Here is a 20,039-nt window from a genome sequence, read left to right on the forward strand (position 1 = left end):
TATATGGCTTTCGGAAAAAGAAGTGTGATTAGTGACAACTTATACGATTATTCTATTATGATTTGTGGTGAATCTGGTGTTGGTAAAACAACAGTAATTAGTCAGGTTTGTGAGAAAGAATTTGGTCCTGACGGATACTTACTTTTAAATACAGGAGACGAGGAGGGTGTATCTGCAATTCAGGGTGTAACTTATGAAAATGTTCCGAATTTCAAGAAATTTACAGATGTATGTAACGACATTATTAAGAATAAAGACACAGATTATCCAAACCTTAAAGTTGTTATTGCAGATACGCTTGACCAGCTTTTAGAGTGTACGGAAACACAGGCTATTGCAAATTGGAATAAAGAGAATCTCGGCAATAAAAATTTCAAACCGGCTAAGACATTAAATGGCATTGAGGGTGGATTTGGTGCTGGATATGATGTCGTATTTAATATGATTTATGATAAGGTCAGGGCGTTAGGAAAAGTTGGTGTAAAGGTATGGTATACATGCCATTCAAAGACTAAGGATATCATTGATCCGATTACAAACGCAGCATACACAACCTTAACCTCTAATATGGCGCAGAGATATTTCAACGATTTCAAAACAAAAGTTCATGTTGTTGGTGTGGCTTGTGTAGACAGGTCTATTGAGACAGAAGGAACTGGTCGTACTAATATTGTCACTCATAAAGAAGTAACTGTGAATAAGGTTAAAGATGAAAAACGTAAGATCGTATTTAGAGACGATTCTTACAGTGTTGATTCTAAGTCCAGATTTGCAGGAATTGTAAATGAGATTCCGCTGGATGCAGATGAGTTAATTGCAGCTCTTAAGGACGCGATTAAGAAGTCAAAGGAAATGGGTAATCCCGTAACTACTAAAAACGAAATGAAAAAAACCACACAGCCAACACCAGCTCAGGCTACAGAGGTGGAATCTGATGTACCGTTTGAAGAAGATGCGAAATCCAAAGTCAATGAACTTGACGATGAGCTGGAAGATTCTATTGATGAAGATTCTGATTATCCGGCAGATCTTTCCGGCACGATTCGCACAATGTTCAAAGAATGCACAGATAAGGTTTTGAAGGCAAAGGTTAGAGATGTGATTGCAGAATACGGAAAACTTGTTGATGTAGATGAGGATGGTTTAAAAAGAATCTATGACATGATGAGATAAGGAGAATATCATTATGTTGGTAAAATGCAGAGCTTGTGGTCAAAAGATTGATCGAAACAATGCATTCAAAGTGGTAGTAGGCGAGAAAAACGCCTACTACTGCAATGAAAAAGAATATGAGAAAATTTGTGAAGAACGCGAAGATAAGAATTTAATGTATGGACAGATCAATGAAATTTTCGGGTATGTAGTTACTAACACGGCGCTATTTAAAGAAATGACGCCGCTTATTTCTCAGTACGGATATAAGTTATTATATTCTTACCTTAAAGAAAATTTTGATTACTTATATTCTATTGCGCATCGGGATTTCGATAAAGAGTACGGGAAAATCCGGTACTTTTCTGTGGTCGTGGGCAATTCTATTCAAGATTATTCCAAATCAAAGTTGTTAAATAAGGAACCGATTCGTAAAGAAATCTGTGTGGATGATTCAGATAAAATCCAATACAAGCGAAAAAATAAAAAAAGAAGTTTAGCTGAAATTGAACAGGAAGTCGGTGAGTGATATAGCTGAATTTATTACAGGTGTAAAAGAAAAATATCCCGCACAGTTATTAAAAGGCAGGATTGAAACTGAGGGCAATGTGATTAGCTGTCTTTTTAAAGATATGCTACTTATTGATGATACATCTCTTGTACAAAAGGATTTTATTACCAGCGACGGTCTGTTCTATTTTTCTATGTTAAAGGTACTCCGAGACAAAGGTTTTTATTCTTTAGACGAGGTTACCATTTTATCAAACCTCCCAGAAGATGTTATTGAACGATATGAAGATATCGGTGGTTGGGAATCAATTCAACATCAGATTGAAATTATTAACGTGGAGAACTTCGACACATACATAGACATTCTTTACAGAGAGAATATCTTATTACACATGAGTGATGATGGTTTTAATCTTTTAAAAGAGATCGATATAAACGGTAAAAAAGTCGTACCTTTAAAATTATTTCGGAAAATGACGGCAGAAGAAGTCACTGATTGGTATGAGTCAAGGATTAGTGGATACGGAACAGGATATTCCAGCAAGGTTCTTGAAGAAGAGGAAATTGACTTCGATGATGAGTTTATTGACTCGTGTGAAGACGGTGAAGAAAATGGTGTCCCGTTTGATATCGCTGGCTATGATAAAAATGGCGAAGAAATGAATTGTTTCCCGTTTCTTTCTAAGCAGATTATGGGTCTATTAGAAGGAACTCTGACCATGATGGGAGGGTTTTCATCGGCTGGAAAGTCTACCTGGTGGGTTACTATCATCATGGCACTTCTTCATTATGATCGAAAAATTCTTATAATTTCAAACGAAGAAACGGTTAAGAAATATAAAATCAAGTTTATGATCTGGCTTCTCGGTAAACGCAATCGATATTTTAAACTTACAAAGAAAAAGATGTCTACAGGTGACATTGATAAGGTTAGTAGGGAGCAACTTCGAGATGTTCAAGAATTTTGGAGAAAGAATTATAAAGGGCGAGTGAAATTTATTACTATTGCCGATGCTGATATGTCAGTTGTAAAAAAGAAAGTCCGCGAAAATGCCCTAAAGTATGGGTATGATACTGTTCTTTACGACACATTCAAAATTCAGGAATCAGATTTTCAAGGTCAAAGACAGGATCTCTCCTTAGTGCGAGATAGTAGAACTTTAGATAAGCTTGCAAAAAAGTATAACTTGATTATGCTCGCCTCAGTTCAGTTGGCAGAATATATGAAGGGTAAATTATTTCTTGATGCTTCAGTATTAAGTAATGCAAAGCAGATAAAAGAAATTCTCGAAAATTTATTCCTTATGCGGACGGTATATGATGAAGAATTGGATGAAAAGAGCAAATATTATTGTCGTCCTTTTAGGTTGAAGAAAGTCAACGATAAATGGATTGAAGAAGAATATCATCTCGATCCGACTGCAGTATATCGTGCATTGTTTGTTGAGAAATGCAGAAATGGTGCAAACTCAAGTGATAACGGAATTGGATATATTCTTAAATTTGATGGGGATCATTGTATCTTCAGAGAGACGGCCCAGGCACGTTTTAAACATGGCGAAATAAAATAATGTTCACGGTGGTGATATATGTTAGAAGACATTAAAAAAGAGTTACTTAAAGATCCTGAAAGGATTAAAGAACTATTAGGACAGTTCGGCTATTGTAATATTGCAATAAGACCGACTTATATACAGTTTGGTCGAGATGCTGACTCTTCTAAAAAATCGATAGTGATTCGGCTGGAAAATAATTCATACTTATATGTTCACGACTATGCCAGAAATATAAATAAGGATATCTTCTCATATATCGCCACCCAAAGGAATCTTGAATTTGTAGATATTCTCAACGCCACAAAAAAGATTTTAAATATTACTGACTATTATGATTTTTTTAATAGAAAAGGAATATTTGGTGGTTTTTATGAAAGAATCAGGAAACGAACATTTACAGAATCTAAAATTCAAGAAGAGTCGGTTCTTAATCAATTCGAGTATGTTCCAAATTTGCGATTTTTACGAGATCATATTTCTTTAGAATCCCAACGATATTTTGGAATAAGATATGACATTGAATCCCAAGGAATTGTTATCCCTATCAGAGATTCACTTGGGCAATTAATAGGAGTCAAAGAGCGTTTTAACTATAAAGTTGAAGATGGCGATATGAAGTATTTTTATTCAATTCCATGTCGGTGTAGCACTACTTTATTCGGATATTCACAAAATTATCAATATTTGGTTGATGGAACAATTTTTTTAGGAGAAGCTGAGAAATTTGTTATGCAGTGCTATTCATATGGGTATAGAAATGCTCTTGCGCTGATGAGTGGAAGCCTAAGTATTCAACAAGCAAAATTGATTCTTTCGCTCCATCCTAAGAAGGTGATTTTTTTACATGATCAAGGATATGAAAAAGAAAATATTTTAAAAAATATTGATGTCTTAAAAAGATATTCCAGATTTTCTGAATTGGATGTTGGATATTGGAACTGGCAAAAGCGAGAATATCCAAGCAAGGTCTCACCTACAGACATGGGGAAAGAGGTCTTTGAAAAAATCATAAGAGAAGAAATAGTAATGATTGGAGATGATGAGGACGAATTATAATTACTTAGCTGATTGCAGAGGAATGAGCGAAGAAGACATATTCGAAAAAATTGTAGAATTACGAAGAATCGGTGATCCGGATTCTTATTTTAATCCGACCGAAAATGAACTTCTTCCTCTAAGTCTACTTAAAAGAATTGACGAAGCTGCAACTTGTTTAATAAACGCTATCAAGAATAATAAAAAAATTGCAGTCTTTTTTGATACTGATTTAGATGGAATTACTTCCGGTACAATTATGACGCGGTATCTCAAAAACTTTTCTGTTGAGCCATTTACATATATTGATCAGGGTAAACAACACGGTTTAATTGGACAGGATATTGATGTTTTTTCAGATTCAGATTTGATTATTATTGTAGATAGCCTGGATAAAAATGTTTCGCAATATAAGAAACTGCATAATAGCGGCAAAGATATTATTATCTTAGATCACCATGCAATTCCAGTTGAAGAACCGTATGATAAGTTTGTTATTTTAGTTTCTTCACAAAGAGAATATGGAAACCCACAGCTTTCTGGTGCTGGTGTTGTATGGAAATTTTGTAAATATCTGGATCAAAAAATGGGAGTAGATTATGCAGACCAATTTTTAGATCTTGCAGCCTGTGGTCTTGTGGCAGATATGATGGATATGTCTGTGATGGAGAACCGATACATCGTGTCAACTGGATTAAATAAGATTAATAATCCCGCTATTAAAAAGATTGTAGGCAGTTTTGAGTTTAATAGTACAGCAATAGCATTCAGCATTGCTCCAATCGTGAATGCAGCGAATAGAATGGGCAAAAATGAAGTTGCGATGAAAGCCTTTCTTGAGGATGAGAATAAATCTGTTTTAGCTTGTATAAGAGAATTAAAGAAATGTAAAGAAGCGCAAAATCAGGAAGTAGACAGAATTATGCCTGATGTTTTGGAGCAATGCGAAAAACAAAAAGCCAATAAAATGATTGTCTCGTACATCGATTCTCCATACGGAGTTGGTGGTCTGCTTGGAAATAAACTTCTTGAAAGATATCAGAAACCAGTTTTAGTGTTGAAAGATAATGGAAACCTTTATTCAGGATCCATGCGAGCTGTTGGTGTCGATGATTTCAGAGCTATCTGCAATGATAGTGGTTTTGCTAAAGCGGACGGCCACGAACTTGCATCCGGTATTTCAATTAAGAAATCAAACATGTCTGATTTTATAGATTACATTGAACGCACAATGCCAGATCTTAAATTCGATTCTACCGTTCAAACTGATATTTGTCTGGATGTTTCTGATATCTCCCGTAATTTAGTAAACATAATTAAGAAAATAGATAAAGTGTCGGGGACTGGATTCAAACCAATTAAGATTTTATTGACTGGAATTTCAGAGTATACCATTGGGCAAATGAGCGATTACAAGCATCTTGTCATTAAGCCAAGTGACTATTTATGGATTATTAAATGGAATTTTACTGGGTCTTTTGACGAGATGGAAGACCACAGTTTAATGGGGGATGAGCTTATAGCAGTTTGTACACTGGATTCAGGGTTCCTTGGTAGAACATTTGTGCTTAAGGCTATTTGCGATGAGATTGAGGAGGTAGATTAATATTACTGATCTTGAATTGATAAAAAAAATAATCCCAACTTTATCATTTGAATTTCCTTATTCTGCAGAAGATTATGTAGAAAATCTATATCTTGAAAATTATCATTGTCATAAAGATTTCAGCAATACATCAACACCTGACTGCGCTGAGTCTATAGAAAACTATGCAAAAAGAATAAAAGAATTTAAAACAAAATGTTTGTTTTCAGGAGAACATGGATCTCAAGGAAATCAATTTCAAGTATATAAAGTTGCAGAAAATGACCATCTAAAATATGTCCATTCCTCTGAAGTATATTGGGTAAAAGACCGAAAAGAAAAAGATAGAGCAAACTGTCATATGATTATCGCTGCGAAAAATGCAGAAGGACGAGGTGATATTAATTTTGCTCTTTCTATGGCCAATATTGATGGATATTATTACAAACCAAGAATTGATTTGGAATTATTATTCAACATTCCAAAAGATAATGTAATTGTAACTTCTGCATGTGTTGCCGGATGGAATTATGAAGATGCTGAAAAGATTTGGTTAAAAATTCATGATTATTTTGGCGATAATTTCTTCCTGGAAGTTCAATACCATAATACCGATAAGCAGAAAGAATTGAATAAAAAAATTCTTCGTATCGCCAAAGAGAATAATATACAGATTATATGTGGACTTGATAGTCATTATGTAAAAGAAGAAAATTCGATCAAAAGAGAACAGATCCTTAAATATAAGAAAGTACAATATCCTGACGAGGAAGGTTGGTATCTTGACTATCCTGATACGGCTACGGTTATTAAAAGATTTGAAGAACAAGGGATATTGAACAGAGAAGAAATCTTTGAAGCAATTATGAACACCAATGTTTTTGTTCCTGAGTGTGAAGAGATTGTTCTTGATCGAAAATTCAAAATTCCAAGCGTTTTTAAAGGAAAATCGTATAAAGAAAAATGTGATATCTATAAGAAAATTTTGAATAAAGCCTATGCAAAAGAAAAAGAAAAATCAAAAGAAAAAGCAGATGGCGTTCGATATGAAGCAAAACAAGTTATGGAAGCTGGAGTCGTTGATTATTTCTTAACAAGTAAAGCTATTGTTGACGATGCTGTCCAAAATGAAGGCGGTATCCTAACAACAACATCCAGAGGAAGTGCGGCATCGTTTATCACAAATAAACTATTAGGCTTGACTACTGTCGATAGATTCAATGCAGATATTCCCATTTATCCTGAAAGATTTTTGACAAAGGAACGTGTATTGGCGGGACAGATGCCAGATATTGACTTGAATGTAGCCACACAAGAACCATTTGTAAAAGCTGCAAAAAAGTTATTAGGTGAACATGGATGTTACCCTCTAATGGCTATTGAAAAATTAAAAGAGAAAGCAGCATGGCAGTTATACGCAGGAGCTAATGATGTAAAACCAGATGATGCAAATCAGATTTCAAAATATCTTGATGAGTACAATAAAGCTTTGAAATATGCTGATGAGGATGAAAAAGAAGATATTCATGTAGAAGATTTTATTCCAGCAGAATATGCTGACTTATATAAACAAAGCAATGAATATCAAGGAATCACAATTAATTTGAAAGTTCATGCCTGTGGTCATTTTATTTTCGATGGTGATATTCGAAGAGAAGTAGGATTAATCAGCGCCATTTCTGAGACTACAGGGAAAAGAACTATATGCGCCGCAATTGAAGGCGGTTATCTGGATGAATTTGGATACGTAAAAGAGGATTTTCTTATTGTGGATAGCGTGTATCTCACATATAAGTTTTTTCATAGTATTGGCAAAGAAGTTCCGTCTTTTGATGAATTAAGAGATATGATCAGTGGAGATAAAAAGACGTGGGATATTTATGCGAAAGGTATTACCTGCTGTGTTAATCAATGCGAGAAAAAAGCTACAACTGATCGAGTCAAGAAATATAAACCACAAAATTTAGCAGAATTAAGCAGTTTTATTGCTGCGATCAGACCAGGATTCTCATCATTATTAAATACTTTTCTTAACAGAGAACCATATACTACTGGTGAGAAAAAGATTGACGACCTTTTAGATGATACGGCACATTTCATGATTTATCAGGAATCAATTATGAAAGTCTTGTCATTCTTAGAGTTGATGATGTCAGAGACATATGGAGTAATTAAAAATATTTCGAAGAAAAAATATAGATCGCACCCAGAGATGCTAAAAGAACTACAAGAAAGATTAAAAACTGGTTGGAAAAACGAAATTGGGGAATTGGATAATTTTAGCAATGTTTGGAATGTAATTGAATCTTCTGGATCGTATGCCTTTAATTCTCCTCATGCATATTCAATGGGCGGAGATTCCGCTTATCAGGCATGGTTTAAAGCCCATTATACAAAAATGTTTTACGAAGTCGCAATTAACCACTATCAGGAGAAAAATAAAAAAGACAAAATAGATGCTCTTGTGAAAGAGGCTATTAAATTCTGGGGTTATAAATTAGGTGATTACGAATTTGGTACAGATAATCGAAAAGTTAATATCCACGAGGAGAATAATTCAACATACATATATCCCAATTTATTCAGTGTAAAGGGTTTTGGAGAAGGGGTTGTAAACGTCCTTTATGAATTAGGAAATAGAAAATATAAATCATTTTTAGAAGTATTGGAGACACTATATTCTAATTCTATCAATAAAACAATTGTAGGAAATCTTATAAAAATTAATTATTTTAGAAAATTTGGTGATGTAAATACTTTACTTCAAATTGCTGCATATTATGATTTACTTCATGATAAAAAGCAACTTGGAAAAGAGAAAGCAAAAGAGAATAATATTCCTTTTGAAACATTATCAAAATATGGGCATGAAACAGAGAAACAATTTAATAAATTGGATTCAAAAGCTCTCATTGAAGATTTGATTTTAAAGATCCCATATAAAGAGCTTACTCTAAAAGAGCGTCTGGATAATCAACAAAAAATCCTTGGGATAGTCAATATTGTGGAACCAGCGATTAGCAAGCGAATTTATTATGTAACAAGTATGGATATAAAGAAATCAGTAGTCAATATCAATCTATATGAAGTTTATAGTGGGAAGATAAGAGAAGTAAAAATGTGGGCAAGACAATATAATCAGAAACCATTTTGTGAATGCTCTATTCTCTACATTTCTTCATTAGAGAAAAAGAATAAGAAAGAACCTACTGGTGAGACTGATCCAAATACTGATAAGAAAATTTATCGTGAAGTACCAGATAAATTTGAATATTGGCTTGGAAAATATATTGTAAAAAATGACATAGAGGATGGTGAGTCTGATATTTAATAAGTATAAATACACAGATAAGGAGATGGATGAACTCGTTTCATCCATCGTAATCCTTATCGACACAAGGGAACAACAGTTTTCTCACATAACGGACTATTTCGATAAAAGGAAGGTTTCTTATAAAAAGAAAGCGTTAGACTTTGGTGATTATAGTTTTATGTTACCTAAGAATGATAATTTATCTATCCCAAGAGATCTTTATTTTGACAAGGAATGTATTGTAGAGCGCAAGGGCAGTCTTGAAGAAATTAGTGGTAATCTTACAAAGGATCGAGATCGTCTGGAAAAAGAACTCTGTTTGGCTCCGAAAGAAAAAGTATTGCTGATTGAAAATGCAAATTATTCAGATATTATTACCGGAAATTATAACACTCAATACAACAAAAAATCTTTTTGGGCGTCGATTCATTCATTTTGGTTTAAATACCATATTCCAGTATTCTTCATGCCAGATCCACAGTATTCAGGGGTGTTCATCCGAGGGTATTTCCAATATTATCTGAAAAATTATCTAAGATAAGGAGAATAAAACTATGACGTTTAGTACAGCTACACTGGACATGCCAACCGGCTATAAAATACTTAATCCTCAAAACGAACTTACATACCTTAATGTGCAGCCTCTGACGATCCACAGAGACTTCATCTACGCCATTATGATGTGTGAACGCATGGGAGTCAAAAATTTCTTCCCAGACCTCGGTACAAGCCGTCTAATTGGCTGGTACGGCGCCTATGAAACGGCAGTTTCATCAGTTACTAAATACCTATGTGGGTTCGATAAATGCTACTACAATTACGTTCTAATCGAGAAGGTTCAAGAAGGATTATATATGCCCACTAACAGCAGCGAACGCTGGTGGTTCAAATATGATCACGAGACAGATACATGTGTTCCAGTAGAAGAACCACGAGAATATAAATATTATAGTGGTTTTACCATCGGATAGGAGAATAATAAAATGAAGAAATTAGCAAAAATCATTGGAATTTCAGGAATGATTATATGGATTGTATGTTTAGTGATGCTGAAACAAGAATTTGGAACAACTGCATGGTTTATGGGGCTTGGCTGTGGCTTCGGTATGGGACTTGCAAGGTTGTTGGATTAGCGGAGGTTGTATGATTTACAAAGAAAGAAAAGAAGTTTGGAAATTAATTGAGTCGCATAAAAATAAACCTATCTGGGCGTGTGCTTATGAACTGCAAAATAATAAAAACAAAAATGGCCTTATCCAAAAACCGGTACAAGGTGAGATTTATGGAGAGGGTTATAGAACTTATTTTGCTCCGTATAAAAAAGGTTCAAAGAGTCTCGCAAAATCCAAAGAAGTCTTAGCAGAATATAGTCGCTATTACGCCGACACATATGAGGAATGCGTAGAGCTTTATAATTCTCTTATAAATGAGAAGATTATGTATTTTTGGCAAAGAATGAGAGAGTGTGCGAAAGATAGAATTGGGGACATCGATGTTATTTGTAATAACCCCGAAGATCAGCAGTTATTTGACATTTTTATAAATTGTGATTCGGAGGTCTCAAATGAACTTAGTTAAAATTATCGATGAGTTTAAGCTACAGAAATGCGGAGCTTTTATCTGTAAAAGATGTGATGCTGACATTCCCGACATCAGGAAATACAAATACATAGATGTTTGTGAATATTGGTATGACGATAAAAATGATCCAGATTATAACACATGGGTCGAGGTTGAAGGCATAGGATATGGATGGATTTGGTGTAGTAGCTGGATCAGAAGACATTGCAAATTTCTGCAACGCAGAGCAGTTAGAAAATTCGCACAAAGACTTATGGAGCTGTTTCTTTTGGAGGATAGTTTGGTACTCACATATAAATTTGATGGTGCTGAGTGCTTCGGATTTATGTTTGGTGATAGCTGTTATGTACAGGTTCGAGTAAGTAATAAAGAGTTAGATGTGTAAACAGGAGACACAATGTTTGATTCAAAATTATTTTATGATTTATGTGAAAAATACGGCGTGGAGTTAAGCGATAAATATTCGGAACCAATGATTAAAGTGCATGGTGAAATTATTCCGTTAAAAGAATACGATTTTGAAAAATGCGAAAAACTAAAGGAGAAATAGATGGGATTAATTAAATTTCATATTGCATTTTCGTTATTATGTCTGATTACATTTTGGGGCTTTACGAAGGCATTTTATAACAAGATTAAAGAACATGGTTATATCAATAATGATTCAAATATGAAGTATGATATGACAATAAATCTTGGGATATGGTCATTCTTCGTTCCAATTATGAATGTGCTTATTGTGATTGTGCTATTCGTAATGATTTTTGTTAAGAAGGACGATTTGCTAAAATTTGGAGAATAATATATAGAAATAAAAGTGAATAAAACCGTTGTTTCAGGAGGATTATAGGCTATGATAAGAGATCCAAAAGAAAAATATGTTAATGATTGTTTGAACTCAATTTCGATACATAAATTTTTTCCAATTTTATTCTATTATCGTTGTGATAAGTGTGGTATGGAATACAAAAGAGAGCTTATGTATGAATGTGAATTTAGAGATTATGTAACGGAGTCTTTTGTTATGCGCAATATGGGATGTTCTCATTGCTTTTCCTCTAAAAATGATTTTAGAAAATGGTTGGAGAAAACAGGAGAATTATATACAAAAGAGTTTTTGGAAGATTATTATGATCATCCGGTTAAGTTCTGGTTAGGACCTGTTGGAAAATCTGTGATTTTCGACGAAGATATAAAAGAGAAATTTCGAGAGTAGGTGATAACATGCGATGCAGCGAATGTCCTTACGGTGAATACGATTATACTCGAAGAGTAAATATGTATGATGCTATCGTTGCAGAACAGGGAATCCCAAATGATGTTTATGGTGATATGTCACGAGATACGGCAATTGAGCAAACAGAAAAATATTGCTGGTGCGACAAAGTTGGTGGCAAAGTTATTTGGGCAGGACACTGCTCTGAGATGCATGAGCCTAATCCGGTCATAAAACCTTCGAGTTCTCGTAGGCGAAAACATGACAAAAGAGAAAGATATATCCGGCATCAGCGTCATCTTAAATGGCTGGCAGAAAATTGTTCTGGATATCCTATTCCTGTGACATTAGAAGATGAGATATATATTTCTTGGGGTGTTAGATTAAAACGTCAAAAGCCATATTACAAAAGATGGTATCGAGGAAAAATGTCAAAGTATTATAAGCGGCAATCCAGTAAGAAAATTCGACGATACAAAGGAGAATTAAAAAATGGATGGAGTTGCCATAAATTGTATGGTTTTTGGAACGAATTATACTGAGCGGAGGTAAAATGAAAGTTGCATTAACAGGTCATAGACCTCAGAGATTAGGTTTACCGGAAGACGAGACAAATAAAGAGTGGTGGCAGATCCGTTGTTGGGTGATCGATACATTATATACTTTAATGTATTACAAACAAGAACTGCATATGTATAGTGGAATGGCAGATGGGTGCGATTATCTATTTGCCCAAATTGGAATCTGTTTGAGAAATGTTAAATTACATTGTATATTACCTTGTAAAAATTATAATTCCACTCACAAACTGTACGAAGAAATTAAAGAGAGATCGTATGAATGGGTAGAATTATCAGATGAATTTTATAAAGGCTGCGACAGTGTTCGAGATCAATATTTGGTTGATCATTGTGATGTCCTAATTGCAATTTGGGACGGGAATAAATCCGGTGGTGTCTGGTCAACTATTCGAAAGGCACAGAAGGCCGGGAAGAGAATAATTTATTGTCCCAAAGAATTGTTAGAGCGATGTGGAAAATGATGAAATGTGGGTTTCAGGAGGAAATGGATGGGTTACGAAATACCTAATGAAATGGTTGAAAAGATCAAACAATTAGCAAAACGGGATATAAATAATTATAAAACCAAAAGAGAAGAATTCTATAACAATCCTATGCATTGGGATAACAACAAAAGAAGAAATGCTAACTTGCCGGTTCTCAGAGGGGATTTAAATAAATATAGATCAAAAGTATTTCGATCTTCGGTTTCCTCGTCTGAACTTTTTAAGGAAATAGAAAGGGAAATTAACAAGGCTGTTTCAAATTATGTATTTAGTAACAGTTACTTTGATAAATTTGTAAAGGTCGAGGATTCTGTCGGACAAGTAAAGAAGTTTGGAGAAATATAAAATGATCAAAAAATATAAATGTAAAGAGAATCTTTGTATCGAAATATGTGATTATGACGGGTTCTTAACTGGGAAATACGAGACTATACAAAAGGATACCATCTGGAAGGAAGATCCTTACGATATGTATAGGATTTGTGATGGACCAAAGACAGTAAGATTAGAGAGTGCCGACCAACAAATTTCATACTGGCTTGAGATTGCAAAAGAAGATTTAGAGAGTTATTTCACAGAGGTAGAAAATGAGAAATAAATGTAATAATTGTATTTATTACCATGAAGAAAACAACACATGCCAATCCAAAAAGTGTGCGACGGCACATGAAGGATATGTAACATTTATAGACAGATTATTTTGCAAACCATATAAAAAATAATATATAAATTCGCAGTTTCGTGAGGTGATTAAATGGAATTAAAGTTTGAGAATGGTTCAAGTGTTCAATCCATTGCCTCTGGAACAAATAAGAGAAGTATTCATGGTATTGAAGAGTTGCAACAAAGAGTAAATGAGTTTTATAATAGCGATTCTATGACAATTGTAAAAGACAAAACGGTTTATATTCTTCCAGTTAAAGATCAACCCATTAAGCTTGTTACAAATGACATTTCCATAAAAAGTGATGACGACATTAACTTTTATGCAAGAAAAAAGATAATATTTTTTGAACTATGTAAGCTATTGCAACCTGAAGACCCTTACACTTTGTACGAAGAGTTCGTACATAAAAAGATTGGAATATGGAAGATAAAAGGAAAAACACTTGACGATTAACAGACAGAAAAAATTATACAAGGTGAAGCAAAACTTTGCATGAGACAATAAAATCGCACTTTCAAAAGGAGAAAAATAAATGGTAGATATGTTTAAAATGGCAAACATTTTCCAGACCAATCATCGGAACGGCACAGTATCTAATATTACTGATTATTCGTTCAAATTTACTACTGTCCAGAAGAATGACAAGATGAAGGAAGTTATTTATTTTGAGTCATATTTTGCGGAATTATAAATATGAAAAGAACAAGAAAAGCACGGCACAATCCAGATAAGCCGCAAAATAAAATAGGCGCACAATGCAGTTACTACGAAGGGTATAATGAGCACCATTGGTGTGAAAAGGGTTACGACGTCAGTAAATGCCATGGCAACCCGCACAATTGTTGGAAGGTTCAGTACCAAATTTTAGCAAGTAGAAGTGATGTTCAGAAGAATAATAATGTAGGGATAACCAAAAGATAATGGGCAAAACAAAAAGAAAACCTCGGCCACAACCGGCAAAATGGTACTGGTGGGATACGGATGGTTGCTGGTTTTGCAAAAATAGAAACAACTGCAATGGATGTAGAAATTTAAAACATCAGCAAGCATTGGAACGAGAACGATGGAAGAGAAAAGAAGAGAGAAAATTAAGAAATATAGAGGAGAAATGTTATGAGTAAATTTTCAGTAATTACCTCGATTGTTGATATGGATAAACTTAACAATGAGATTTTAATGTATAAAGTAGAATATAAAACGGATCCATATTTGTTTATGAGTAAAGGAACATTTTATGCATTATCTGAAGATTTTTCGAATTCAACAGGAGAAAAACTGTCAGATTGGTCAACTGGTTATTTCGCAAAATACAATGGTTACAAGATATTTAGAAACGATAGTCTTAAATACGGAGAAATTGAACTAAGATAATATGACAAGGCTGGTTGAAGTAGAGACAATTAAACGATTTACTGGCAACTATTATGTTTTGGACGAGATGAGAATTTCCTTAGACTCCATCAGAGTCGCTGAACTTCGCAAAGACGGTACGATTGGGAACAATGTTTGTTTTGACATTAAAGTTGCCGGAACGAAAAAGGGTGCAATTAGAATTGTTCCTGCGTCGAATGCAAATAATTTTTTACTTACATATAGGCGACTTATAGAATCGTCTAAAATAAAAATATTTCCTTCTGATGAAACAATTGGGAATTAAAAATGGAGGGCAATCAATATGGAAAATTTAAATGTGGGTGATTCTGTTGGAACGCTTCAAAAAAGAGAAAAAGATGGGAAAGTATTCTGGCGGCTTATCGAAGATAAAATCAATAAGATTACTATCACAAAAACATATGGTAGAAGATATTTTACAAAATCTAAATTTTATCCATTAGATGCAGATGATATAGATAGTAATACAAAAATTATGGAAGAATCAATCGGAAAAGGTTGGATTCTTACAAACGAAATCTTTGGCTTGAACGATAAGACGCGCTCATATGCAGAAAGATGGGTTAAATGGGCGAATGAGAATATAGACAAAGCTGTAAATGTTTTGGAATAAAATATGTTTTTCATGAGGAGAATATATGATTTGCAAATATCCACCAGAAAGTAGAATGCATAATGCATGTATCTTGTGTAACGAAAAAGATCTATGTGGAGATATACATACAATGCTTTACGATGTCAATCCGTCATATACTATTCCAATGCCAAAAGTAGAACCTCCGAAGGGAAAATTATTATCAGCAGAAGAATCAAGAAAGCGCGCGGACGAAGCTGTTGATAATGCTCTTGTAAAAGAACTACAAGAAATCGCTACTAAAATCAATGCCGCCTCAAAAGAAGGAAACTATTCATGCAGTGATGACGGCTGTTTAAAACCTAAAACAAGAGAAAAATTAGAAGAATTAGGATACAAAGTGGAGGTTGGAAATCAATATAATCAGAGCTGGTATTCGATCAGTTGGAAATAAGGAGAAATAACCTATGAAGACATTAAAAGAGACTTGCGAATTTATGTGTAGTACCGATTATAAGGAAAGATTCATTGCAGAGTATGAGCAGCTTTTTTGCAGGCTTACCGGTCTTGTGATTATGCGAGATAAAATGGATCATGGCACATTAAACTTTACACCAACCTGCCCAGGAAGTCTTTTTGACCTGCAGATTCGTGCTATGAAGGATTATCTCACTGTTCTTGAAGCAAGAGCTGTTATTGAGGGTATTGATCTACACAAAGATGAACAGGATGGAGCGGATGTTAAAATCGACTAAAATACATTTTGTATTTCTTTTGGCAGTTCTATTATTCCTAATTGGGTGCGGTCGCACTGAAAATCCCGTTGAGCCAACAGAAAGAGAGAATATTACATATAGCTGCGAGGATGTTGTAGGTAAAATTGCCGATCTTGACATGAGACACTGGTACGATCAGGTCGATAAGTATGAATGGCGGATCATTGTGAAGTATGAAGATTTAACGCTGATCAATGATGGGGCAGTAGAGGGATATGATAATGCACCCAGTTTTGCAAATAAGAGAATTGGCGACAGAGTAGAGCTTGAGGTGGTTACGAAATATTCCAACGGACAAAAAACTGGAAGATGTATCAGTGCAATTAAATAAGAAGGAGAGTTTTATGAAATTTGAGAATACAAAGGTTATGAACTTTGAAGGATCAATCAGAGGAATGAGAAATCCTCTGGAAAGCTGGGCGAGATCCGATAGCAAGTACGATGAGAATGGAGAATATATTGTCGGACCAAATGACTTAGGTTTAATGCAGCGTCTTCTGAAAGCATCTATTGCCCAGGGGAACTCACATAGTAAGTTTCTGAGACAGATCCTTGTGTGCGTGGACATTACGGCGCCGCTCTATTGGTGGAAGGAAACCGATCAATATCGTGTTGGTGTGACAACAAATAGTGAAAGCACCATGCATCGTCTGGCAAAGACACCGATCACACTGGATTGCTTTGAGACTGATGATTATGATCCAGACCTTTCGTTGGCATACGACAGGGAAGACGACGATCATGATGATGGACTGGACGATATTTCTGTATATGTTGAAGATATGATTATGGTGATGGAAAATCTCAGAAAAGCATATTTAGCAACAGATGATAAGCGCTATTGGAAAGAATTAATTCGATTACTGCCGGAAGGGTGGCTTCAAAAGCGAACAACTACTCTGAATTATCAGGTACTCCGCCAGATGTATTTTGATCGCAGACACCATAAACTTACAGAATGGTCTAAATCTTTTGTTGAGTGGGTTAAGACATTGCCGTATGCAGAGGAGCTAATCATGTACGAAGGAGACGATAAGAATGCGTGATCCGAATAGATTAGATAGATTCTATGCTGAGTTGTGCCGTATTCATAAAACATATTTTCCAGATTGGAGGTATGGGCAGTTTATGGTGAATTTTTTTAATTGGCTTAAGGGCATGGAAAAAATTGATCCGTTCTTCCCTGAAGAATCCGAGATGTTATCTTTGTTAAAAAAGAGTATTAACGAGGAGGAGAATAAATGATCTATATCGGAGATGCATTTTTTGAACACCTTAATTCAATTCTCGAAACAGCAACAAGATATGGTGGTGACTTAGGTGGACCATATTTTGAAGAAGAATACAAAACAGAATTAACAAAAGAACTTTTTGAGTTGTTACATCGGCTTGGAAAAAATAAAGAGTACACAGTCGCAACAGAGAATGATTTTTTTAGAATTGTAAAACCTGTAAAAGAGCCAACTAAAATAAATTCTCAATGTATAACAGTTTCAAAAGAATTACTGGAGAAATATGATGAAAAAGTCCAAAGGTGTGTTGATGATCTTATAAAGCTTTACACAAGTAGCAATGAAGAATCGCATTCTGAGGAGGAAAATAAATGACAGAAGGATACGATAAAGATCTTGACCGATTAAAACACCTTACGGCAGAGCTTCATAAAGCCTCTGTAGCTTATTATCAGGATGATAAGCCATTTATGTCGGACAAGAATTACGACGATTTATATGACGAGCTGGAAGCCCTTGAAAACAAAATGGGTATTTCATTAGCCGGAAGTCCAACACACACAGTAGGCTGTGAAGTCGTTTCTAAACTCGAAAAGGTTACACACTCACACCCGATGCTTTCTCTTGGCAAAACAAAGTCTCCTAATGATCTTGTGAAGTTTTCCAGTGGAAAAGACTGTATTATTTCCTTGAAAATGGACGGGCTTACAACCTTATGTACATATCAAAATGGAGAATTAGTTCAGGCAGAGACTCGTGGAAATGGCGAGATTGGAGAACTTATTACTCATAATGCAAAAGTTTTCGAGGGACTACCTCTTAAAATTCCGTTTGATCGAAAATTTGAGATCGAAGGAGAATCAATTATTCGTTATTCTGACTTCGAGATGATCAATCAAACAATCAAGAATCCTGATGATAAATATAAGAATCCAAGGAATCTCGCCAGTGGATCGGTGCGCCAGCTTGATAGCAATATTACAAAGAACCGGCATGTGCGATTTGTAGTATGGAAAGTCCCGTTTGGACTTACTACTTTTACCGATGGGTTCAGAGTTGCTGCAGAGTGGGGATTTGAAGTAGTTCCATATGTAAAGTACAACAGCAATACAGATGATATCAATGAGAAAATTGAGGAATTAAAACAGGTCGCAAAAGAAAAAGATTATCCGATTGATGGTCTGGTAATTACATACGATAACATTGAATACGGTAAATCTCTGGGAATGACAAGTCATCATCCTCGACATAGCCTCGCATTTAAGTTTTATGAAGATGAAGAAGAAACAGAATTAAAGACTATTGAATGGAGTATTGGTAAAACTGGTGTTCTCACTCCTGTTGCGGTTTTTGAGCCGGTGGAGATTGACGGCACTACTATTGAGAAGGCTTCAGTTCATAACATTTCAGTTATGCGGGAAGTTCTGCATAGACCGTTTGTTGGACAGAAAATTGGAGTCTTTAAAAGTAACCAGATTATTCCTCAGATAAGATGGGGAGAACCAGTAACAGAACAGCGTGAATTTAATGACATCATGAAGCTCTCTTTTATTAATATCCCTCAAACTTGTCCTATTTGTGGCGGCGAAACTAAGATTGTAAAAGAAAATGATTCTGAGGTTCTTGTTTGTGCAAATCCTGATTGCCAGGGAAAACTTCTCTACAAACTTTCTCATTTTGCAAGTCGTAATGCTCTTAATATCGAAGGGTTGTCTGAATCCACAATCCAGTTCTTACTTAAAAGAAAATGGGTAAGCTGCTTTAAGGACTTATACCATTTAAAAGGTCATGAGATTGAATGGAAACGGTTCCCAGGATTTGGGTCAAAATCTGTAACAGGTATTCTGGCTGCTATTGAAAAGAGTAGAGAGACAACACTGGACAGATTCCTCTATGGACTGAGTATTCCTATGGTTGGAAGGTCTGCCAGTGAGATGATTGCCAAAGCTTGTGATTATGATTTCGGTGCATTTATGCAGATTATGACACTAACAGGAGCAAAATTCTTTAACTATTTGGACGGAGTAGGCGATTCCATTATCAAATCTATGGATGAGTATTTCAATAAGGAATGCTCTAATATCTTTGAACTTTCCAAAGAATTCAATTTCAATGTTCCCAAAGTAGTAAACCTGAGTCTTTCTTCTGAAGTTTCCGGAAAGACGTTTGTAATCACTGGCAGTGTAGAACATTTTGCAAATCGTGATACTGTCAAGGACGCAATTGTAAATCATGGCGGTAAAGTGGTCGGATCCGTAAGTGCCAAAGTAGATTACCTTGTAAACAATGATATTAATAGCACCTCGTCCAAAAATAAAAAAGCGAAAGAATTAGGTGTGAAGATTATCACAGAGAATGAGCTAATTAAAATGTTAGGAGATTAA

General features: G+C 34.9%; 28 protein-coding genes. All 28 read left to right on the forward strand.

The window, feature by feature from the left end; genetic code table 11:
- The first annotated feature begins 3 nt into the window (after positions 1–3).
- A complete protein-coding gene (locus GPK90_RS05460; RefSeq protein WP_215702434.1) occupies positions 4–1,173 on the forward strand; it encodes an AAA family ATPase in 1,170 nt (389 codons plus the stop codon).
- Between the two features lie 13 nt (positions 1,174–1,186).
- The gene (locus GPK90_RS05465; protein WP_215702435.1) at positions 1,187–1,681 is read left to right on the forward strand and encodes a hypothetical protein; all 495 of its coding nucleotides are present in this window, start codon (positions 1,187–1,189) and stop codon (positions 1,679–1,681) included.
- Positions 1,674–3,233 carry a DnaB-like helicase C-terminal domain-containing protein gene (locus GPK90_RS19520; RefSeq protein ID WP_215702436.1) on the forward strand — a complete coding sequence of 520 codons (1,560 nt, stop codon included), beginning with the start codon at positions 1,674–1,676 and terminating at the stop codon, positions 3,231–3,233. The genes GPK90_RS05465 and GPK90_RS19520 overlap by 8 nt, the downstream gene beginning before the upstream one ends.
- An 18-nt stretch (positions 3,234–3,251) precedes the next feature.
- Positions 3,252–4,274, forward strand: a complete 1,023-nt coding sequence (locus GPK90_RS05475) for a hypothetical protein (protein ID WP_215702437.1) — start codon at positions 3,252–3,254, stop codon at positions 4,272–4,274.
- Positions 4,275–4,296: 22 nt separating this feature from the next.
- The gene (locus GPK90_RS05480; RefSeq protein WP_215702438.1) at positions 4,297–5,859 is read left to right on the forward strand and encodes a DHH family phosphoesterase; all 1,563 of its coding nucleotides are present in this window, start codon (positions 4,297–4,299) and stop codon (positions 5,857–5,859) included.
- Positions 5,860–5,875: 16 nt separating this feature from the next.
- Complete coding sequence (locus GPK90_RS05485) at positions 5,876–9,169, forward strand: PHP domain-containing protein (RefSeq protein WP_215702439.1); 3,294 nt, start codon at positions 5,876–5,878, stop codon at positions 9,167–9,169.
- Positions 9,170–9,194: 25 nt separating this feature from the next.
- Positions 9,195–9,692: an ERCC4 domain-containing protein gene (locus GPK90_RS05490; RefSeq protein ID WP_215702440.1), complete on the forward strand. Its 498-nt coding sequence runs from the start codon at positions 9,195–9,197 to the stop codon at positions 9,690–9,692.
- 13 nt (positions 9,693–9,705) lie between these two features.
- Complete coding sequence (locus GPK90_RS05495; protein WP_215702441.1) at positions 9,706–10,122, forward strand: hypothetical protein; 417 nt, start codon at positions 9,706–9,708, stop codon at positions 10,120–10,122.
- Positions 10,123–10,134: 12 nt separating this feature from the next.
- Positions 10,135–10,284: a hypothetical protein gene (locus GPK90_RS05500; protein WP_215702442.1), complete on the forward strand. Its 150-nt coding sequence runs from the start codon at positions 10,135–10,137 to the stop codon at positions 10,282–10,284.
- Between the two features lie 10 nt (positions 10,285–10,294).
- Positions 10,295–10,729, forward strand: a complete 435-nt coding sequence (locus tag GPK90_RS05505) for a hypothetical protein (RefSeq protein WP_215702443.1) — start codon at positions 10,295–10,297, stop codon at positions 10,727–10,729.
- A complete protein-coding gene (locus GPK90_RS05510; protein ID WP_215702444.1) occupies positions 10,716–11,117 on the forward strand; it encodes a hypothetical protein in 402 nt (133 codons plus the stop codon). The genes GPK90_RS05505 and GPK90_RS05510 overlap by 14 nt, the downstream gene beginning before the upstream one ends.
- Before the next feature lie 12 nt (positions 11,118–11,129).
- Positions 11,130–11,282, forward strand: coding sequence for a hypothetical protein (locus tag GPK90_RS05515; protein WP_215702445.1), 153 nt, complete (start codon positions 11,130–11,132; stop codon positions 11,280–11,282).
- Entirely contained in the window at positions 11,283–11,534 is a 252-nt protein-coding gene (locus GPK90_RS05520; protein WP_215702446.1) for a hypothetical protein, read from the forward strand. It begins immediately after the preceding gene.
- A 51-nt stretch (positions 11,535–11,585) separates the two neighbouring features.
- The gene (locus GPK90_RS05525; RefSeq protein WP_215702447.1) at positions 11,586–11,948 is read left to right on the forward strand and encodes a hypothetical protein; all 363 of its coding nucleotides are present in this window, start codon (positions 11,586–11,588) and stop codon (positions 11,946–11,948) included.
- A gap of 62 nt (positions 11,949–12,010) precedes the next feature.
- A complete protein-coding gene (locus tag GPK90_RS05530; protein WP_215702448.1) occupies positions 12,011–12,490 on the forward strand; it encodes a hypothetical protein in 480 nt (159 codons plus the stop codon).
- A gap of 11 nt (positions 12,491–12,501) precedes the next feature.
- The gene (locus tag GPK90_RS05535) at positions 12,502–12,990 is read left to right on the forward strand and encodes a hypothetical protein (protein ID WP_215702449.1); all 489 of its coding nucleotides are present in this window, start codon (positions 12,502–12,504) and stop codon (positions 12,988–12,990) included.
- Positions 12,991–13,017: 27 nt separating this feature from the next.
- Complete coding sequence (locus tag GPK90_RS05540; protein WP_215702450.1) at positions 13,018–13,359, forward strand: hypothetical protein; 342 nt, start codon at positions 13,018–13,020, stop codon at positions 13,357–13,359.
- A gap of 1 nt (position 13,360) precedes the next feature.
- A complete protein-coding gene (locus GPK90_RS05545; RefSeq protein ID WP_215702451.1) occupies positions 13,361–13,612 on the forward strand; it encodes a hypothetical protein in 252 nt (83 codons plus the stop codon).
- Positions 13,613–13,768: 156 nt separating this feature from the next.
- Positions 13,769–14,134 (forward strand): hypothetical protein, encoded by a 366-nt coding sequence (locus GPK90_RS05550; protein WP_215702452.1) that lies wholly within the window; start codon positions 13,769–13,771, stop codon positions 14,132–14,134.
- A 660-nt stretch (positions 14,135–14,794) separates the two neighbouring features.
- The gene (locus GPK90_RS05555) at positions 14,795–15,052 is read left to right on the forward strand and encodes a hypothetical protein (RefSeq protein ID WP_215702453.1); all 258 of its coding nucleotides are present in this window, start codon (positions 14,795–14,797) and stop codon (positions 15,050–15,052) included.
- 304 nt (positions 15,053–15,356) lie between these two features.
- Positions 15,357–15,686: a hypothetical protein gene (locus GPK90_RS05560; protein ID WP_215702454.1), complete on the forward strand. Its 330-nt coding sequence runs from the start codon at positions 15,357–15,359 to the stop codon at positions 15,684–15,686.
- A gap of 25 nt (positions 15,687–15,711) precedes the next feature.
- Positions 15,712–16,101, forward strand: a complete 390-nt coding sequence (locus tag GPK90_RS05565; RefSeq protein ID WP_215702455.1) for a hypothetical protein — start codon at positions 15,712–15,714, stop codon at positions 16,099–16,101.
- A 13-nt stretch (positions 16,102–16,114) separates the two neighbouring features.
- The gene (locus GPK90_RS05570; protein ID WP_215702456.1) at positions 16,115–16,402 is read left to right on the forward strand and encodes a crAss001_48 related protein; all 288 of its coding nucleotides are present in this window, start codon (positions 16,115–16,117) and stop codon (positions 16,400–16,402) included.
- Entirely contained in the window at positions 16,386–16,754 is a 369-nt protein-coding gene (locus GPK90_RS05575; protein ID WP_215702457.1) for a hypothetical protein, read from the forward strand. Before GPK90_RS05570 ends, GPK90_RS05575 begins: the two co-directional genes overlap by 17 nt.
- Before the next feature lie 13 nt (positions 16,755–16,767).
- Entirely contained in the window at positions 16,768–17,469 is a 702-nt protein-coding gene (locus tag GPK90_RS05580; RefSeq protein ID WP_215702458.1) for a hypothetical protein, read from the forward strand.
- Positions 17,462–17,668, forward strand: a complete 207-nt coding sequence (locus tag GPK90_RS05585) for a hypothetical protein (RefSeq protein ID WP_215702459.1) — start codon at positions 17,462–17,464, stop codon at positions 17,666–17,668. Before GPK90_RS05580 ends, GPK90_RS05585 begins: the two co-directional genes overlap by 8 nt.
- On the forward strand, positions 17,665–18,030 hold the full coding sequence (locus GPK90_RS05590) for a hypothetical protein (protein WP_215702460.1): 366 nt from the start codon (positions 17,665–17,667) through the stop codon (positions 18,028–18,030). Before GPK90_RS05585 ends, GPK90_RS05590 begins: the two co-directional genes overlap by 4 nt.
- Positions 18,027–20,039: an NAD-dependent DNA ligase LigA gene (ligA, locus tag GPK90_RS05595; protein WP_215702461.1), complete on the forward strand. Its 2,013-nt coding sequence runs from the start codon at positions 18,027–18,029 to the stop codon at positions 20,037–20,039. Before GPK90_RS05590 ends, ligA begins: the two co-directional genes overlap by 4 nt.

The organism is Clostridium sp. MCC344, from assembly GCF_018785365.1.
GTDB lineage: Bacteria > Bacillota > Clostridia > Lachnospirales > Lachnospiraceae > Pilosibacter.

Bases quoted from the DNA above. Each gene is read 5' to 3' on its own strand.
- GPK90_RS05555 (WP_215702453.1), top strand. From the start codon at position 14,795: ATGAGTAAATTTTCAGTAATTACCTCGATTGTTGATATGGATAAACTT.
- GPK90_RS05465 (WP_215702435.1), top strand. From the start codon at position 1,187: ATGTTGGTAAAATGCAGAGCTTGTGGTCAAAAGATTGATCGAAACAAT.
- GPK90_RS05550 (WP_215702452.1), top strand. From the start codon at position 13,769: ATGGAATTAAAGTTTGAGAATGGTTCAAGTGTTCAATCCATTGCCTCT.
- GPK90_RS05495 (WP_215702441.1), top strand. From the start codon at position 9,706: ATGACGTTTAGTACAGCTACACTGGACATGCCAACCGGCTATAAAATA.
- GPK90_RS05535 (WP_215702449.1), top strand. From the start codon at position 12,502: ATGAAAGTTGCATTAACAGGTCATAGACCTCAGAGATTAGGTTTACCG.
- GPK90_RS05545 (WP_215702451.1), top strand. From the start codon at position 13,361: ATGATCAAAAAATATAAATGTAAAGAGAATCTTTGTATCGAAATATGT.
- GPK90_RS05490 (WP_215702440.1), top strand. From the start codon at position 9,195: ATGGATGAACTCGTTTCATCCATCGTAATCCTTATCGACACAAGGGAA.
- GPK90_RS05530 (WP_215702448.1), top strand. From the start codon at position 12,011: ATGTATGATGCTATCGTTGCAGAACAGGGAATCCCAAATGATGTTTAT.
- GPK90_RS05590 (WP_215702460.1), top strand. From the start codon at position 17,665: ATGATCTATATCGGAGATGCATTTTTTGAACACCTTAATTCAATTCTC.
- GPK90_RS05510 (WP_215702444.1), top strand. From the start codon at position 10,716: ATGAACTTAGTTAAAATTATCGATGAGTTTAAGCTACAGAAATGCGGA.
- GPK90_RS05560 (WP_215702454.1), top strand. From the start codon at position 15,357: ATGGAAAATTTAAATGTGGGTGATTCTGTTGGAACGCTTCAAAAAAGA.
- GPK90_RS05500 (WP_215702442.1), top strand. From the start codon at position 10,135: ATGAAGAAATTAGCAAAAATCATTGGAATTTCAGGAATGATTATATGG.
- GPK90_RS05525 (WP_215702447.1), top strand. From the start codon at position 11,586: ATGATAAGAGATCCAAAAGAAAAATATGTTAATGATTGTTTGAACTCA.
- GPK90_RS05580 (WP_215702458.1), top strand. From the start codon at position 16,768: ATGAAATTTGAGAATACAAAGGTTATGAACTTTGAAGGATCAATCAGA.
- GPK90_RS05520 (WP_215702446.1), top strand. From the start codon at position 11,283: ATGGGATTAATTAAATTTCATATTGCATTTTCGTTATTATGTCTGATT.
- GPK90_RS05570 (WP_215702456.1), top strand. From the start codon at position 16,115: ATGAAGACATTAAAAGAGACTTGCGAATTTATGTGTAGTACCGATTAT.
- GPK90_RS05515 (WP_215702445.1), top strand. From the start codon at position 11,130: ATGTTTGATTCAAAATTATTTTATGATTTATGTGAAAAATACGGCGTG.
- GPK90_RS05480 (WP_215702438.1), top strand. From the start codon at position 4,297: ATGAGCGAAGAAGACATATTCGAAAAAATTGTAGAATTACGAAGAATC.
- GPK90_RS05505 (WP_215702443.1), top strand. From the start codon at position 10,295: ATGATTTACAAAGAAAGAAAAGAAGTTTGGAAATTAATTGAGTCGCAT.
- GPK90_RS05585 (WP_215702459.1), top strand. From the start codon at position 17,462: ATGCGTGATCCGAATAGATTAGATAGATTCTATGCTGAGTTGTGCCGT.
- GPK90_RS05475 (WP_215702437.1), top strand. From the start codon at position 3,252: ATGTTAGAAGACATTAAAAAAGAGTTACTTAAAGATCCTGAAAGGATT.
- GPK90_RS05460 (WP_215702434.1), top strand. From the start codon at position 4: ATGGCTTTCGGAAAAAGAAGTGTGATTAGTGACAACTTATACGATTAT.
- GPK90_RS05575 (WP_215702457.1), top strand. From the start codon at position 16,386: ATGTTAAAATCGACTAAAATACATTTTGTATTTCTTTTGGCAGTTCTA.
- GPK90_RS05565 (WP_215702455.1), top strand. From the start codon at position 15,712: ATGATTTGCAAATATCCACCAGAAAGTAGAATGCATAATGCATGTATC.
- ligA (WP_215702461.1), top strand. From the start codon at position 18,027: ATGACAGAAGGATACGATAAAGATCTTGACCGATTAAAACACCTTACG.
- GPK90_RS05540 (WP_215702450.1), top strand. From the start codon at position 13,018: ATGGGTTACGAAATACCTAATGAAATGGTTGAAAAGATCAAACAATTA.